This is a genomic window from Arthrobacter sp. CJ23, from assembly GCF_024741795.1.
GTDB lineage: Bacteria > Actinomycetota > Actinomycetes > Actinomycetales > Micrococcaceae > Arthrobacter.
This window is the reverse complement of sequence record NZ_CP102950.1, coordinates 4024849-4039025: the sequence shown is the minus strand read 5'-3', so window position 1 is coordinate 4039025 and position 14177 is coordinate 4024849. Positions and strand designations below refer to the sequence as shown.

The 14177-nt window shown below is 67.1% G+C and carries 16 protein-coding genes and 1 riboswitch; of the genes, 7 read left to right on the top strand and 9 right to left on the bottom strand.

What is annotated here, in order from left to right; genetic code table 11:
* Nucleotides 1-762, top strand: coding sequence for a DeoR/GlpR family DNA-binding transcription regulator (locus NVV90_RS18200; protein ID WP_258438645.1), 762 nt, complete (start codon nt 1-3; stop codon nt 760-762).
* On the opposite strand, the gene NVV90_RS18195 is transcribed toward NVV90_RS18200, so the two are convergent.
* A complete protein-coding gene (locus tag NVV90_RS18195) occupies nt 743-1399 on the bottom strand; it encodes a cyclopropane-fatty-acyl-phospholipid synthase family protein (RefSeq protein ID WP_258438644.1) in 657 nt (218 codons plus the stop codon). The genes NVV90_RS18200 and NVV90_RS18195 overlap by 20 nt on opposite strands.
* 357 nt (nt 1400-1756) lie before the next feature.
* On the opposite strand from NVV90_RS18195, the gene NVV90_RS18190 reads away from it, so the two are divergent.
* Nucleotides 1757-3496 carry a DEAD/DEAH box helicase gene (locus tag NVV90_RS18190; protein WP_258438643.1) on the top strand — a complete coding sequence of 580 codons (1740 nt, stop codon included), beginning with the start codon at nt 1757-1759 and terminating at the stop codon, nt 3494-3496.
* A gap of 39 nt (nt 3497-3535) precedes the next feature.
* Here NVV90_RS18190 and NVV90_RS18185 read toward each other — a convergent pair whose 3' ends face one another.
* Genes NVV90_RS18185 through NVV90_RS18175 form a run of 3 tightly spaced genes read right to left on the bottom strand, consistent with a single transcriptional unit; the run spans nt 3536 to nt 5476 of the window.
* Nucleotides 3536-4186, bottom strand: a complete 651-nt coding sequence (locus tag NVV90_RS18185; protein WP_258438642.1) for an MBL fold metallo-hydrolase — start codon at nt 4184-4186, stop codon at nt 3536-3538.
* 29 nt (nt 4187-4215) lie between these two features.
* Complete coding sequence (locus tag NVV90_RS18180; RefSeq protein ID WP_258438641.1) at nt 4216-5229, bottom strand: aldo/keto reductase; 1014 nt, start codon at nt 5227-5229, stop codon at nt 4216-4218.
* 31 nt (nt 5230-5260) lie between these two features.
* Nucleotides 5261-5476, bottom strand: a complete 216-nt coding sequence (locus NVV90_RS18175) for a hypothetical protein (protein WP_258438640.1) — start codon at nt 5474-5476, stop codon at nt 5261-5263.
* Nucleotides 5477-5748: 272 nt separating this feature from the next.
* On the opposite strand from NVV90_RS18175, the gene NVV90_RS18170 reads away from it, so the two are divergent.
* Together NVV90_RS18170 and NVV90_RS18165 are read left to right on the top strand one after the other, a co-directional pair.
* On the top strand, nt 5749-6684 hold the full coding sequence (locus tag NVV90_RS18170) for an ABC transporter ATP-binding protein (RefSeq protein WP_258438639.1): 936 nt from the start codon (nt 5749-5751) through the stop codon (nt 6682-6684).
* A complete protein-coding gene (locus NVV90_RS18165; protein WP_258438638.1) occupies nt 6681-7463 on the top strand; it encodes a hypothetical protein in 783 nt (260 codons plus the stop codon). The genes NVV90_RS18170 and NVV90_RS18165 overlap by 4 nt, the downstream gene beginning before the upstream one ends.
* A 25-nt stretch (nt 7464-7488) precedes the next feature.
* Here the strand turns inward: NVV90_RS18165 and NVV90_RS18160 are convergent, their stop codons facing one another.
* The 3 genes from NVV90_RS18160 to NVV90_RS18150 all read right to left on the bottom strand — a co-directional run bounded on the left by NVV90_RS18160 (nt 7489) and on the right by NVV90_RS18150 (nt 8984).
* On the bottom strand, nt 7489-7869 hold the full coding sequence (locus NVV90_RS18160) for a multidrug efflux SMR transporter (RefSeq protein WP_258438637.1): 381 nt from the start codon (nt 7867-7869) through the stop codon (nt 7489-7491).
* 2 nt (nt 7870-7871) lie between these two features.
* Entirely contained in the window at nt 7872-8186 is a 315-nt protein-coding gene (locus tag NVV90_RS18155; protein ID WP_258438636.1) for a multidrug efflux SMR transporter, read from the bottom strand.
* A gap of 11 nt (nt 8187-8197) precedes the next feature.
* A riboswitch (guanidine-III (ykkC-III) riboswitch) is annotated at nt 8198-8263 on the bottom strand.
* A 91-nt stretch (nt 8264-8354) separates the two neighbouring features.
* On the bottom strand, nt 8355-8984 hold the full coding sequence (locus NVV90_RS18150) for a HutD family protein (RefSeq protein WP_258438635.1): 630 nt from the start codon (nt 8982-8984) through the stop codon (nt 8355-8357).
* 230 nt (nt 8985-9214) lie between these two features.
* Between NVV90_RS18150 and NVV90_RS18145 the strand changes: the two genes are divergently transcribed.
* Nucleotides 9215-10351, top strand: a complete 1137-nt coding sequence (locus NVV90_RS18145) for an IS701 family transposase (protein WP_258441229.1) — start codon at nt 9215-9217, stop codon at nt 10349-10351.
* Nucleotides 10352-10660: 309 nt separating this feature from the next.
* Complete coding sequence (locus NVV90_RS18140) at nt 10661-11257, top strand: phosphoribosylanthranilate isomerase (protein WP_258438634.1); 597 nt, start codon at nt 10661-10663, stop codon at nt 11255-11257.
* Between the two features lie 272 nt (nt 11258-11529).
* Here NVV90_RS18140 and NVV90_RS18135 read toward each other — a convergent pair whose 3' ends face one another.
* Nucleotides 11530-11823 (bottom strand): putative quinol monooxygenase, encoded by a 294-nt coding sequence (locus tag NVV90_RS18135; protein WP_258438633.1) that lies wholly within the window; start codon nt 11821-11823, stop codon nt 11530-11532.
* A 50-nt stretch (nt 11824-11873) separates the two neighbouring features.
* The gene (locus NVV90_RS18130; protein ID WP_258441228.1) at nt 11874-12872 is read right to left on the bottom strand and encodes a LacI family DNA-binding transcriptional regulator; all 999 of its coding nucleotides are present in this window, start codon (nt 12870-12872) and stop codon (nt 11874-11876) included.
* A 164-nt stretch (nt 12873-13036) separates the two neighbouring features.
* On the opposite strand from NVV90_RS18130, the gene NVV90_RS18125 reads away from it, so the two are divergent.
* Nucleotides 13037-14155 (top strand): substrate-binding domain-containing protein, encoded by a 1119-nt coding sequence (locus tag NVV90_RS18125; protein WP_258438632.1) that lies wholly within the window; start codon nt 13037-13039, stop codon nt 14153-14155.
* Nucleotides 14156-14177 lie beyond the last annotated feature (22 nt).

Sequence of the window (14177 nt, the reverse complement as noted above, 5' to 3'; positions counted from 1 at the left end):
ATGCTCGCTGCTGAACGCCATGCTGTCCTCCTTGGCCGCCTGGCCAAGGACGGGAAGATCGTCGCCAAGGAAATCGCCGCGGAACTGGGCCTCTCGGATGACAGTGTTCGCCGTGATCTCCGGGAACTCGCAGCGGCCGGGCTATGCCAACGCGTCTATGGCGGAGCCCTGCCGGTTTCGCCGGCGATTGCGGACTACGCCGCCAGAACCCATGTACAGCCGGAGAGCAAAGACCGGGTGGCCCTGTGCGCTGCCCGCCTCATCCGGCCGGGAGCCACCGTCATTCTCGACGGCGGCACCACAACCCTCGCTGTCGTTCGCGCCCTCGCACCTGACTTGTCCTGCACGGTCATTACGCACAGCCCCACGATCGCAGCAGCGCTTGTGCCGCACGCCGGCGTCGACGTTTTCCTCCTCGGAGGCCGCCTCTTCAAACATTCGGCAGTGACGTGCGGTGCCGCCGCGGTCGAGGCCGCACAGGCGGTCTCGGCGGACCTGTTCCTGCTCGGGGTGACCGGGGTGCACCCCACCGAGGGACTCACCACGGGGGACGTTGACGAGGCCGCCATGAAGCGGGCACTCGCCAGCCGGGCGGCCGATACCTACGTTCTCGCGAGCACCGAAAAAATCGGGGTCGCCTCCCGATACAGGGTGATGCCTGTTGAGGAGGTCGCCGGAATCATCACGGACGGCCCGGACGATGACCCGACCCTCAGCCAGCTCCGGCGGGACGGCGCTTCCATCATTCGCGCGAACACCTGAGCACCGTGTCGAGGATGGTGGCCTCCTGGCCGTCCGGGCCCGGGACCGTGCGCTCCCGTGAGGCGAGGACGTTGACCGTCCACGGCCCCCGGTCCAGGCTCAGCTCGGCCGCCAGTTCCTCCGGAGTGAAGAACATGTCCGAGCCGGCATGCCCGCTCCACGGCGCCAGGCCCTGCGGATGGTGCCCCACCACCAGAAGCGTTCCACCCGGGGCAACGGCCGCAGCGGCGGAGGCAACGGAATCGCGCCAGGGCAGCAGCGGCGAATGCAGGAACTGGGCCGAGACCAGGCCAAAGCGCTCGGCCGGCCGCCACGTGGCGAGGTCCCGCTCCTGCCAGGTGATCCGGTCCTGCAGCCCGGCCTCTGCGGCATGGGCGGCTGCGCGTTCAAGCGCGACGGCGGAGACGTCGACGGCGGTGACGGTCCAGCCGCGCCCGGCGAGCCAGATCGCGTCGGCACCTTCGCCGCAGCCCAGATCCAGCGCGGTGCCAGGCTCCAGGGCCGAGGCCTCGAGGACGAGCTGCGGATTGGGGTTCCCGCTCCAGACCTGCGGCTTGCCGCGGTATTTTTCGTCCCAGATTTCCGCGGCACTGCCGCCGCCCGCACCGAAAACGTGAGCGTCGCCGTCGTGCTTCATGTTCCCAGCCCCTTCGAGTTTGTGCTCTTATCCTCCCCTGATTCGCTCCCCGGCGGCGAGCGTTTGCGGGCAGGGCAGGGCGGCGCGTCAGGGCCACAACCCCGCTGCTGCTAAACTGGATCTACTTGATGTGCAGTGATGCCCGCTTTGTTCCGAATCTGGCAGTTCCCGGATTCGGGTTGTGGGCTTTTTTCATGTGAGAGGCACATCCTGCGTCGATGAACGCGTTCTCTCTGGTCCCGGCCACGGCTTCATGCCGACCGGTTGATCACTGACTTTTTCCTCGGCGAACCCTTGGCCCAACCGGCGTCGGGGGACGATGTCCGCTGGACACCGCCAGAAAGACCCAAGAAACACATGACTACTTTTGCTGCCCTTGGCACGCCCAAGGCCATCGCCGAGTCCCTCGCCGCTGATGGCATCGAAGAGGCCTTCCCCATCCAGGTCAAGACCCTCCCGGACACCCTCGCGGGCCGCGACGTCCTGGGCCGTGGCCGCACCGGCTCCGGCAAGACCATCGCCTTCGCCATCCCGCTCGTGGCACGCCTCGCCGAGCGCGAAGCCAAGTACTTCCGCAAGCCCGGCCGCCCCCTGGGCCTGGTGCTCGCACCCACCCGCGAGCTGGCCACGCAGATCAACGCCACCATCGAGCCGCTGGCCAAGGCCATGGGCTTGAACACCACGGTGATCTACGGCGGCATCTCACAGGCCCGCCAGGAAAAGGCGCTGCGCGCCGGCGTCGACATCGTCATCGCCTGCCCGGGCCGCCTCGAAGACCTCATCCGCCAGCGCATCCTGACCCTCGAAGCCGTCGAGGTGACCGTGCTGGACGAGGCCGACCACATGGCCGACCTCGGCTTCCTCCCGGTGGTCAAGAAGCTCATGGACATGACCCCCGCCCAGGGCCAGCGCCTGCTCTTCTCGGCAACGCTGGACAACGGTGTTGACAAGCTGGTCAACCGTTACCTGTCCAACCCGCTGACGCACTCCGTGGACGATCCCCAGGCCGCCGTCACCACCATGGAACACCACGTCCTGGTGGTCAACGACCAGACCGTCAAGAAGCAGCTGATCGTGGAACTGGCTTCCGGCGCCGGCCGCCGCGTCCTCTTCATGCGCACCAAGCACCACGCCCGCAAGCTGGCCAAGACCCTGACCGACTGCGGCATCCCCGCCGTGGACCTGCACGGCAACCTGTCGCAGAACGCCCGTGACCGCAACCTGGCCGAGTTCTCCAGCGGCGAGGTCCGCGTCCTGGTGGCCACCGACGTCGCGGCCCGCGGCGTGCACGTGGACGACGTCGAACTGGTCATCCACGTGGACCCGCCCACGGAGCACAAGGCATACCTGCACCGCTCCGGCCGTACGGCCCGCGCAGGTTCCGACGGCACCGTGGTCACGCTGACCCTCCCGGAGCAGCAGGCCGACGTCAAGAAGCTCATGAAGGCTGCCGGCGTGGACGTCTCCTTCGAGCGCGTGACGGCCAACTCCCCGCTGGTCGCCGAGCTCGTGGGCGACGTGGCGGACAAGGTTGACCCGCGCACCCGTGCGGCACTGCTCGCAGCCAAGGCTCCGGCACAGGGCGGCGGCACCTCCACCGGTGCCAATGCCCAGCGCAAGCGCAGCCGCCGCACCACCCAGGCCGCACCCACCGCGGGTGGCCGTGGTGGACGCGGTGGCCGTGGCAAGGTCGGCGCCGAGCCCGTCCGCACCGACATCAACCGTGCGGACCGCCGCGCAGCAGCGAACGACGATGTCGCACGCAGCCCGCGTGGCCGCGGCGCTGCCGGCTCGGGCCACCGCAACGACGTTGCCGGTGCCCAGGGCCAGAACAGCCGTTCGGGCCGTCCCGCAACGGGCCAGCGTGCCGCGGGTGGCCAGCGTTCGGCGTCGGCTCCGCGCACGGAATCCGCCACCTCCACGCGCAGCACGGGCAACAAGGCCGTGTGGTCTTCCGCTACCGGTGCGACGTCCGGCGGATCCTACGGTGCCGGTTCCGGCAACGCAGGCCGCGGGGGCTCCGGCTCCGGCCGTCCGGCCCGCAGCGGCCCGCGCCGCGCCTCGGCTCCGGCGTCCAATGAGCGCCGCGGCCGCTAAGGCCCCGCAAGTTTCGGCTGGTGCCTCGAGGCTGGTGCCCTACCAGCCGCGGGCGCGCCATTCCGCCAGGTGCGGCCGCTCGGCACCCAAGGTGGTGGGTGCGCCATGGCCCGGATGCACCACAGTGTCGTCCGGGTAGGCCTCGAACAGCCGCTCGGTGACGTCGTCCAGCAGCGACGTGAAGCGCACGGGGTCATTGCCCGTATTGCCCACGCCGCCGGGGAACAACGAGTCGCCGCTGAAAATGTGGGCCGGCCCTTCCGGATCCTCGTACACAAACGCGATGGACCCCGGGGTGTGCCCGCGCAAGTGCACTGCGGTGACCTCGATCCCGTCGAAGGTGCTGACATCCCCGTGATCCAGCACCACATCGACGGGCACGGGCAGTTCGGGGGCGTCATCTGCGCCCGCCGACGTCCTGGCGCCCGTGGCCTTCACCAGGCCCGGCAGCGCCCGGACGTGGTCCCAGTGCTGGTGCGTCGTTGCAATCTGCACCAGCCTGGGTTCGGCCGTGGTGTCCGCGGCCGAGTCCGCCAGCATCGCCTGGATGGCCGGAAGGTCGTCCGCGGCATCAATCAGCAGCTGTGCGCCGCTGGCCTTCGAGGTCAGCAGGTAAACGTTGTTGTTCATCTCGCTGACGGAGATGCTGCGGATGGTGATGTCACGCAATGAGTGAATAATCGATTCCATCCGCCCACTCTACGGAAGCGGCGGGCGGACTACTCGCGGCCCTGCGACACCCACTTGGGGTCCGCGGAGCGTGAGCCGACGACGGCGTCCGCGGCGTCGTCGAGCACGCCCAGCTGGGCGGCACTCAGCTCAAGGGACAGGGCGCCGAGGTTTTCGTCGATCCGGTGCGCTTTGCGTGTGCCGGGGATGGGGACCACCGGCAGCTGAAGCCGGCGGCCCTGCGCGAAGAGCCAGGCCAGGGCCACCTGCGCGGGAGTTGCATCCCGCCCGGTGGTCCCGGACAGCTCCGCTGCCACGGATCGCACCGCGGCAACAACGCCCTGGTTGGCATCCAGGGCGCCGTCGGCAAAACGGGGGATCCGGTGCCGGAAATCGTTGTCACCGAGTTGCTCGGCGCTGACGGTTCCGGTCAGGAATCCCCGGCCGAGCGGCGAATACGGCACGAAGCCCACGCCCAACTCTGCCGCAGCCGGGACGACGTTGCTTTCCACGTCCCGGCTCCAGATGGACCATTCGCTCTGTACTGCGGCGATCGGGTGCACGGCGTCTGCTTCCCTGAGCTCCTCGGCTGTCACTTCAGACAGGCCGAGGTGCCGGATCTTGCCTTCCCGGACAAGCTCCGCCATGGCCTCCACGGTTTCCACAATCGGAACGCGGAGGTCACGGCGGTGCATGTAGTAGAGGTCGATCACGTCGGTGCCCAGGCGTCGGAGGCTCGCTTCAACGGCCTGCTTTACGTAGGCGGCGTCGCCGCGGACGTCCGTGTAGCCGTCGCGGGGGTTGCCTACGATTCCGAACTTGCTGGCCAGTTGGACCTCGCTGCGGCGTTGTTTGAGCAGTTTGGCGATCAGCTCCTCGTTGCCGCCCGCGCCGTAGACGTCCGCGGTGTCGATGAAGGTGACTCCCGCATCTACGGCATGGTGGAGGGTCTTGAGGGATTCGTGCGGGTCAACCTCGCCGTAGACCGTGGTGAGAGCCATTCCGCCGAATCCCAGGGGGCTGACGGTGAGGCCGTCGCCGAGGTGTAGCGATGGTGCAGTCATGAGCGCGTTCCATTCCTTTGTGGGCTGGGTGTCACAGCCAAGAACCTCGGCCCTTCCCCCTGTATTCCTGGCCGGTGTCTAGCTGGCACGGGATGATCCGGTCGGCAGCCTGGCGCGTCGCCTCGATCGCCACGGCGTTGGACTCATCCGGTCCCGCCGCCCACGCCCACGCCTCCGCCCGTTCCATGCCGAACTGCACGTGCCGGTCTACAAGCCTGGCCAGCCGCAGCGCGGGAGGCGTGTCCATGAACCAGACCTCATCCAGCTGCGCGCGGACGTGGACTTGCCGGAGCCGGGCGCGCCCGTGAGGCCCAGAACAATCCGCCGGCCGCCGTCCAGTCTGTGTCTGAGGGCGGCGAGAGCCTGCGTTATCTCGGGGGAATCCATGGCAAAAGCGTAAACCGGCCGCCTATTGACGTCGCCGTCACGTTACAGGCCGCTTGTTTAGTCAATCGTTTTTAGTGATACCTTCAACGGGGCCATAGGGGATGCGCCTGCGTGTACGGAAGGAATTCTCCATTGGGGTTGGCGTCTGAGGCCGTTTCAGGAATCTCCTTTTCCGGGGTCACCAAGGCATATGCCGGGCGGAACGTGGTGGACTCCGTCAGCTTTGACTGCCCGCGGGGATCCATTACCGGATTCCTCGGGCCGAACGGTGCGGGCAAGTCCACGGCGCTTCGTATTGCGGCCGGACTGACGCATGCCGACGCCGGCGAAGTGTTCTTCGACGGACACCGGCGCCAGGACCTCGAAAGTCCCGGTCGTACCATCGGCTTCGTCCTGGACCCCACGGCGTTGCACCCGGGCCGCTCGCTGCAGGAGACCCTGAAGCTGAACGCCATGCTGCGGGACGTGCCGCGTTCCGCCGTCGAACACGCCCTCAGCGTTACGGGCCTCGGATCAGTCCGGAGAAAACGGGTGGGCTCACTGTCCCTGGGGATGCGGCAGCGGCTGGTCTTTGGCATGGCCCTCCTCGCCGGACCGCAGTTCCTGGTTATGGACGAGCCCACCAACGGACTCGACGCCGATGGCGCCCTCTGGGCCAGGAACTTCCTCAAACACTTCAGCGCCCAGGGCGGCACGGTGCTGCTTTCCAGTCACCTCCTCCGCGACATGCAGGCCGTGGCGGACCATATTGTCATGATCGACCGCGGGCGGATCGTCGCGTCCGGCACTGCCGCAGAGTTCAGCGTCAGTTCCAGGACAAAGGCCACCGCGGTCGAACCCGACCGCCTCAAGGAAGCCTGCAGGGTGCGCGGGTGGAACGTTGACCCCTCCGGGCGGGATTTCCTCATTGACGCCACCCCGGAGGACATCGGCCGGGCCTGCCTTGAGTTCGAGGTGGTGCTCACCCACCTGTCCAACATCACAGAGTCGGCGCTTGAGGAGAAGTTCCTTGCCCTGACGTCCGGGGAATTCAGCAGCCGCAACAACAACCTGGAGCCGATCCGATGAGCCAGCACACCCTCCAGCCAGCGACAGTTCCTGGCGGCCAAGGCCGGAGGATCGGATTTTCCCGGCTGGTCGCCGTCGAAATCCGCAAGCTGGTGGATACCCGCAGTTCCCTCGCCATCTTTGCGGTACTGGCTGTCATCGCTGTGGCGCTGGTGGTCGGTTTTGCCGTCGTCAGCACAGGCCAAGGCACCTCCATTACCTTCGCCAGCCTGGCCGGGAGCATCGGGCTCTTCACCGCGCTGGCCATGCCGCTCATCGGCATCCTTGGCATGACCTCCGATTCGGCCCACCGAACAACACATGTTTACTACCCGCTGTTGCGGGGCCGGACCGGGCAGTTCTGGGCCAAGGTCCTTGCCGCCGCCGTGCTGGCTGTGGCCCTTCAGCTTTTTGTGTTCCTGCTGTCGGCTGTTGTGGCTGCGGCCCTGGGCGGTGGGGGAACGGCGACCGGAGGAGCCTTCGACGGTGTGGGGCAGGAGCTTCTATCCGGCCTGGCATCGTGCCTCTTGAGCATGCTGTTCGGCGTGGCTCTCGCCGCAGCGATCCGCCGTACTGCCTTGGCAATCATCACTGTCATACTCGTCAGTCTTGTCGGAAACGGGCTCATCCTTACCCTCCTCCCGGACGCAAGCGGCTACCTCAGCACGATCACGGCCATGAGTGCATTGCTTGGAGGGCCGGAGGCGCCTTCGGCTCTGGAAGTGGTCTCGTCGTTGACCCTTTGGTACCTGATTCCACTCGGCATCGGTTGGTGGATTACGGAGCGCAGCGAAGCCTAGGGCCAGGTTCCGCGGCCCGGGCGGCCTAACGCCGGCCCGATTCAGTGTGTTCGCTGACCGCCTCGTACTTGCTCGCCGGAAGGGCCTTCAGCCCGGCGGCGCAGCCCACGATTCCGGCGATGAACAGCAGCTTGAGCGGGCTGGCGGGTTCGACGCCGGTGGCCATTGCCCAGCCGACCGTCAGTGCCGCGCCGATCCCCACCCAGACGGCGTAGGCCGTGCCGAGCGGGATGCGCTTCACGGCCAGGCCGAGCCCCACCATGCTCAGTGCCGCCGTCACGGCGAACACCAGTGTGGGCGCCAAGCGGGTGAAACCGTCGGACAGGCCCAGCGCCGTGGCCCAGACGGCTTCGAGCACGGCGGAGGCCAGCAGGACGGTCCAGGCGAAACCGGTCTTCGCCGCCATGGCTACGCCACCACCTTCAGGCCGACCACGCACGCGGCGATGCCGAAGAGCAGCAGCAGGCGGGCCGCCGTCGGGCGCTCGACTTTGGTGATGATCGCGTAGGCGGAGGTCAGCACCACGCCGACGCCCACCCATACCGCGTAGGCGGTGCCGGTGGGGATGGACTGCATGGCGACCGCAAGGCCGGCGGTGCTGGCGATGACCGAGACCAGGAAGACGAGCACCGGAACGGGCCTGCGGAAGCCTTTGGAGCGGTGGAGTGCGGCGGCCCAGACGGCTTCGAGCGCGCCGGAGAAAATGAGAATGGCCCAGGACATGACGGTTTTCCTTTGGCCAGTCTTGTCGCGTGCCGGGTACTGAACCGTCGTCCGGAGGTTCCGGAGGGGAACCTTGCTTTCAGGCTAGCAAGCCCGGCGCCGGGTGGCCACTCATGGTGGCCAGCGTCACCCATTCAGTGCCCAGCGCGCGCCGAGCCTCGTGCGTGGCTAGTGCGCGTGCGGGACCGCGTCGATCGACACCACGGCCAGGAAGCCGCGGCCCAGGATCTCCGGGGTGTGGAGGCCGGAGCCCACCACGGCGTCGTAGCGTGCGAGATCCACGGGTTCGGCAGGTGCTGCGGGGGCAGCGTCGGCATCTTCCGGGGCCGCTTCCGGCTCAGCTCCCGGAACCACGGCGGCCTTGCCCTCGAGCAGGATCGCCAGCTGGCCCTCGAACACGGGGTGCGCCCGCTTCTTGGAGAGCTCGATGATGGCCGTGTGGCCCTTGTAGGCGCCCTTTTTGGCGATGACGTTGAGGTCACGGATGTCGCCAGTGGGCAGTGCTCCGTGGGAAGCCGCTTCGCCGGAGAAACGGAAGGGGCGGTACTTCTCCAGGGGGTGCTCGCCGCCGTCGACAGTCAGCAGCAGCAGCTCGCCGTCGATCACCGTGATGACCCGCTCCATGCCGGGGAAGGCCGAGAAGTCGCCGGCTTTGGAGACCTCCGCGATGCTGACGCGCCAATCCCAGGCGCCGTCCTGCGACGATGCCGCCTTCGGGCTGCTGGCCAGCTCGCGCGTCACCCCGCCGCCGTTGCGCCACGGTTCGGGTCGGATGTCAGCAAAACGGATGATCTCCATGGGCTAAGCCTAGTCCCCGCCGCCTCCCTAGACTCGCTCCGCTCGCCCAGGGAACCCTGGCGGCGTGGGCCCATGCGAGGGCCCCGAACTGAGCGAAGCGAAGTTTGGGAGCGGACCAGGCGCTAGTACTACAGTCGCGTTTATTTTCCCGCGCATCGGCGTTTTAACCGGATTTCAGGGCCCATCCGTGTTAATCCTGTCGGGTGGGTGATGATATTTGCGTGGCGGATGTGCGGGAATGGGCCGATGGTTTGGTCGAGGTCGGGGAGCTGATCGGGGGCAGGTTCGCCCGGTCGGAGCCGCGGGCGAACGCGGTGGAGTATGTGCGGGGGCTGCTCTCGGAGGAGGAACGGAAGAACTCCTGGACGCTCTCGGAGCGTGCCGGCCACCGGGTTCCGGACCGGATGCAGCGGCTGCTCTCAAGCACGGACTGGGACCCGGACGGGCTGCGGGACGATCTGTGCTCCTACGTCGTGGACAAGATCGGAGACCCGGACGGGGTGCTGGTCGTGGACGAGACCGGCTTCCTGAAGAAGGGCCGGCGGTCCGCCGGGGTCGCCCGCCAGTACTCGGGGACCGCGGGCCGGGTGGAGAACTGCCAGATCGGCGTGTTCCTCAGCTACGCCACCAGGCACGGGCGGACGTTCCTGGACCGGGAACTGTACCTGCCCAAGGAATGGACGGATGATCCGGACCGGTGCGCGGGAGCCGGCATCCCGGCCGGCCGCGGGTTCAAGACCAAACCGGCCCTGGCCATCGACATGATCGAACGGGCCCTGGACGCCGGGGTCCCGGCGAAATGGGCGGCCGGGGACGCCGTCTACGGGCAGTACCACCGGCTGCGCCGTGCCCTGGAGGACCGCGGGATCTACTACGTCCTCGCGGTCCCGGTCTCCCAGCGCGTCGTGGTCAAGGACGGATCCTTCCTCGGCACCGAAAAGCGCGCCGACGCGGCGGTCGCGGACCTGGTCCCGTCCGCGTGGCGGACCCGCTCCGCCGGCGAGGGCTCCAAGGGGATCCGCGACTACGCCTGGGCCAGGGTAAGGATCAACGGCGCCGAAGACGGCCGGGCCGAACACTGGCTGCTGGCCCGCCGCAACCTGGCCAACCCTTCCGAGCTCGCGTACTTCATCTGCCACACCCCCAAACGCGTCGCCCTGGCCGAAATGGCCCGGATCGCCGGGATCCGCTGGTCGATCGAGGAAACCTTCCAGACCGCCAAGGGCGAGGCCGGCCTGGACCACTACCAGGTCCGCCAGTACACCGGCTGGTACCGGCACATCACCCTGTCCATGCTCGCCCACGCCTTCCTCACCGCCGTCAAGGCCAAAAAAGGGGCGCCGGAACCGGGCCGGAAGACCTCGTAGCGCTCTCCCTGCCCGAAATCCGGCACCTCATCACCCGCCTCGCCTGGGCCCGCATCCCCGACCCCGGCCATGTCCTGGGCCGCTCACGCTGGCGCCGAAAACACCAACACACCGCCCGCAAACACCACTACAGACAACGGTAAGCGGGAAAATAAACGCGGCTGTAGTACTAGTCCCCGCCGCCTCCCTAGACTCGCTCCGCTCGCCCAGGGAACCCTGGCGGCGTGGGCCCATGCGAGGGCCCCGGGTTCGGCGGCGGCACAGGCGCTTGCTAACGTCATATGAAGGAAATTGCTTGGAGGCATCGGAATGTTCGTCAAAGTGTGTGGCCTGAGCACGGCCGAGTCTGTCCAGGCCGCGGTGGACGCCGGGGCGGACGCCGTCGGCTTTGTGCTCACCGCCAGCCCGCGCGAAGTCACGCCGGAGCAGGTCCGCGGGCTGCTTCCGGGCGTGCCCGACGGCGTTGTCGCGGTGGGCGTCTTCCGCCACGAGCCCGCCGCCGACGCCGTCGCCACTGCGCGCGCCGCGGGCCTGGAATGGGTCCAGTTGCACGGTCACCGCACTGCCGAGGATGTCACAACAGTGCACGACGCCGGCATGCGGCTCATCCGGGCCGTCACCATGGGTGCCGCTGCCGAGGAGTTCGGGGACCTGGGCGAGGAAGTGTTCCTGATCGACGCCGCCGTGCCGGGATCGGGGGAGTCCTGGGACTACGCCTCGGTCCAGGCCAAGGGCCTCGGTGGGCGCAAGTGGTTGCTGGCCGGCGGGCTCGCCCCGGACAACGTTGCCCAGGCCGCGGAAGCGGCAGGCGCCTGGGGCGTGGATGTCTCCTCCGGCGTCGAGTCCTCCCGCGGAGTGAAGGACCTCGCCTTGGTGAGCGCCTTCGTGAAGGCCGCTAAGGCCTAAGCCTCCCTGTGCCCTTCCATCCGCGCCTATGGCCGACCGCGCTTGGCCATAGGCGCGGCCACCGTCTTCTGCGCGCTGGCGATCCTGCCCGCGATCCTTTCCGTCATCAGTGCCGTCGCCACCATCGCCCCGGTACTCACCGGGAACGGGGCGACGTGTTCCGGCGCTCTGCCACTGACAACGATGTACCTGGACCCAGGCCGTCGTGTCTGATCCGACGCCGACGATCGGCAAGGGATTCGCTGCGGCACCAGTACCGACGATTTCTAGAGTCAAGCCAGCGGCTGGAGCCAGGTCAGGACAGAGCCGTCGCCTTCGATGTGATCGGCAAGTTCCGCATTGAACGTTCGGCCGTATTCCGCGCTGATGTGCTCCTGGAATGCAGGCTCATCCCGGTAGACCTCGAAAACGAAGTACTCCCGCGGGTTTGTCTCCCGGGTGTAGGGCAGGAACATGACGTTCCCCGGTTCCCGGCGGACGTGGCCAGTCAGCTCGGCCATCATCTCAGCCACTCTGGCTTCGCTGCCGTGCTTGACGGTGAATTCCGCGTACAGCGTTTTGGTCATGTCCAGTCCTTTGCTCTGTTGGTTCCGAGTGTTCTGAAGGGCGGTAGTTGTCAGTCCAGCGGCCGGATCTCGCCGGATCCTCTGGTGATCAGTTCCGACGGGACGACGTAGGTTTGCGCGGCTCCGTGATCGCCATCGATTCTGGCAAGGATCCGCTGGGCCGCGAGCTTGCCGATCCGCTCAGGGTGCTGGGCAATGACAGTGATCCCCGGCTCCATCATGTCGGCCAGGGTGAAGTCGTCAAACCCCACCAGCGCCACGCGCCGGCTTGCACCCAGTTCCTTGAGGGCCCGCATCACCCCGAACGTGACGAGGTTCTGGCTGGAAAAAATTGCCGTGGGCGGGTTCTCGGAGGCCAGCAACTCCCGCGCTGCCAGCCGTGCCGACTCCTCGTTGTGGAGCCCTTCGCGAACAGGAACGGCCGACGTCGCCACACCCGCCCGGCCGAGCTCCTCGATAAAGCCCCGCCTCCGCTCCCTGGCGGTCTGGATTTCCGTGCGGTCACCTAGGTACGCGAGCTTCCGGTGCCCCTGCGCCAGCAAATGCGCGGCGGCCTTCGCCCCGCCCACGGCGTTGTCCGTCACCACCGCGTCCGCATCGATGCCGACCGGTTCGCGGTCGATGAAGACCATCGGCAGGTCCCGCGAATGCTCGGGGATGACGTAGGCCTGGCTCTTGGCTATCGGCGTCAGCACGAGCCCGTCCACGCGCCGGCGCAGGAAGGCTTCCACCAGCGCTTTCTCCCGCTGTGGATCATCATCCAAACTGGCGGCGAAGACAGCGATCCCGCGAAGGGCGAGCGCGTCTTCCAGCGCGCGATGGATCTCTCCGCTGAACGGGTTGGAGACACTGGGCAGCAGCAGGCCGATACTCAGTGTCTGGCGGCCTGTCCGCCGGAGGCTGCCGGCAGCCATGTCCAGCTGGTAGTTGAGCTGCTGCGAGGCGCCGAGGACACGGAGCCGCGTGGCCTCCGAAACGCCTGGTTCATCATTCATGACGCGCGACACCGTCTTGATACCTACACCGGCCAGCGCTGCCACGTGCCGCATCGTTGGCCGGCTGTTGGTGACCTCAGATTGGTAACGATTAGACATCGTTGTCAAACCTCGTCCTTCATTATCGATATTTCCCTTGACTCTATCCTGTGACGTTGGTTACATGATGCATGACATCGTTGTCAGGCACAATCGGTGCCCCGAAAACAGGAGATTCAATGTTGAGTTCCACAGCCCAGCGGACCGTCGCACGCCGCCTGCTCGCCGTCGGCGCCGTCCTGACACTCGGCAGCCTTAGCCTGACGGCCTGCAGCGGGAACAGCTCTGCCACCGGCTCCACCGGCGGTTCCTCGTCGGACAAGATCGGCGTTTCGCTGATTGTGAAGACCACGTCCAACCCGTTCTTCGTCTCCATGCAGGACGGTGCCAAGAAGGCCGCCGCTGCGGATGGTGTGGACCTCAAGCTGGCCGCGGGCAAGGCCGACGGCGACGAGGACACCCAGATCCAGGCGATCGAAAATGCTATCTCAAAGGGCGACAAGGGCATCCTGATCACCCCCAACGGACCGTCCGTGGTGGATGCGCTGAAGAAGGCCAAGGACGCAGGCCTGTTCGTCATCGCCCTGGACACCCCGCCGGACCCGGCCGACGCCGCTGACATCACCTTCGCCACGGACAACTTCAACGCCGGAGAGCTCATCGGCAAGTGGACCGCCAAGCAGCTTGCGGGCAAGAAGGCCGTGATCGCCTTGATTGACCTGTTCGACGACAAGGTTGTCTCGGTGGACTACAACCGGGACCAGGGCTTCCTGACTGGCCTGGGCATCGACACCGCGGACAAGAAGAAGAACGGCGACGAGGCCAAGACCGGCAAGTACACCGGCGGCAAGGGCGGCGACTACGAAATCGTCGGCAGCCAGGCTTCCCAGGGCGCCGAAGACGGCGGCCGGACGGCCATGGAGACCCTGCTCTCCAAGAACCCGAACATCAACGTTGTCTACACCATCAATGAACCCGCCGCTGCCGGCGCCTACGAGGCACTCAAGTCCGCGGGCAAGGAAAAGGACGTCCTCATCGTCTCCGTTGACGGCGGCTGCGCAGGCGTGAACAACGTCAAGTCCGGCGTGATCGGCGCTACGGCCCAGCAGTACCCGGTCAAGATGGCCGAACTGGGCGTCAAGGCCATTGTGGAGCTTGCAAAGACCGGCAAGAAGCCGGCCAACTCCGAGGGCCTGGACTTCTTCAACACAGGCGTCGAGCTCGTCACTGACAAGCCCGCCGACGGCGTAAAGAGCATCACCACCGCTGCAGCAGGGGACATCTGCTGGGGCAAGTAGCGCCTCCCTTCTGCGGGGAGAC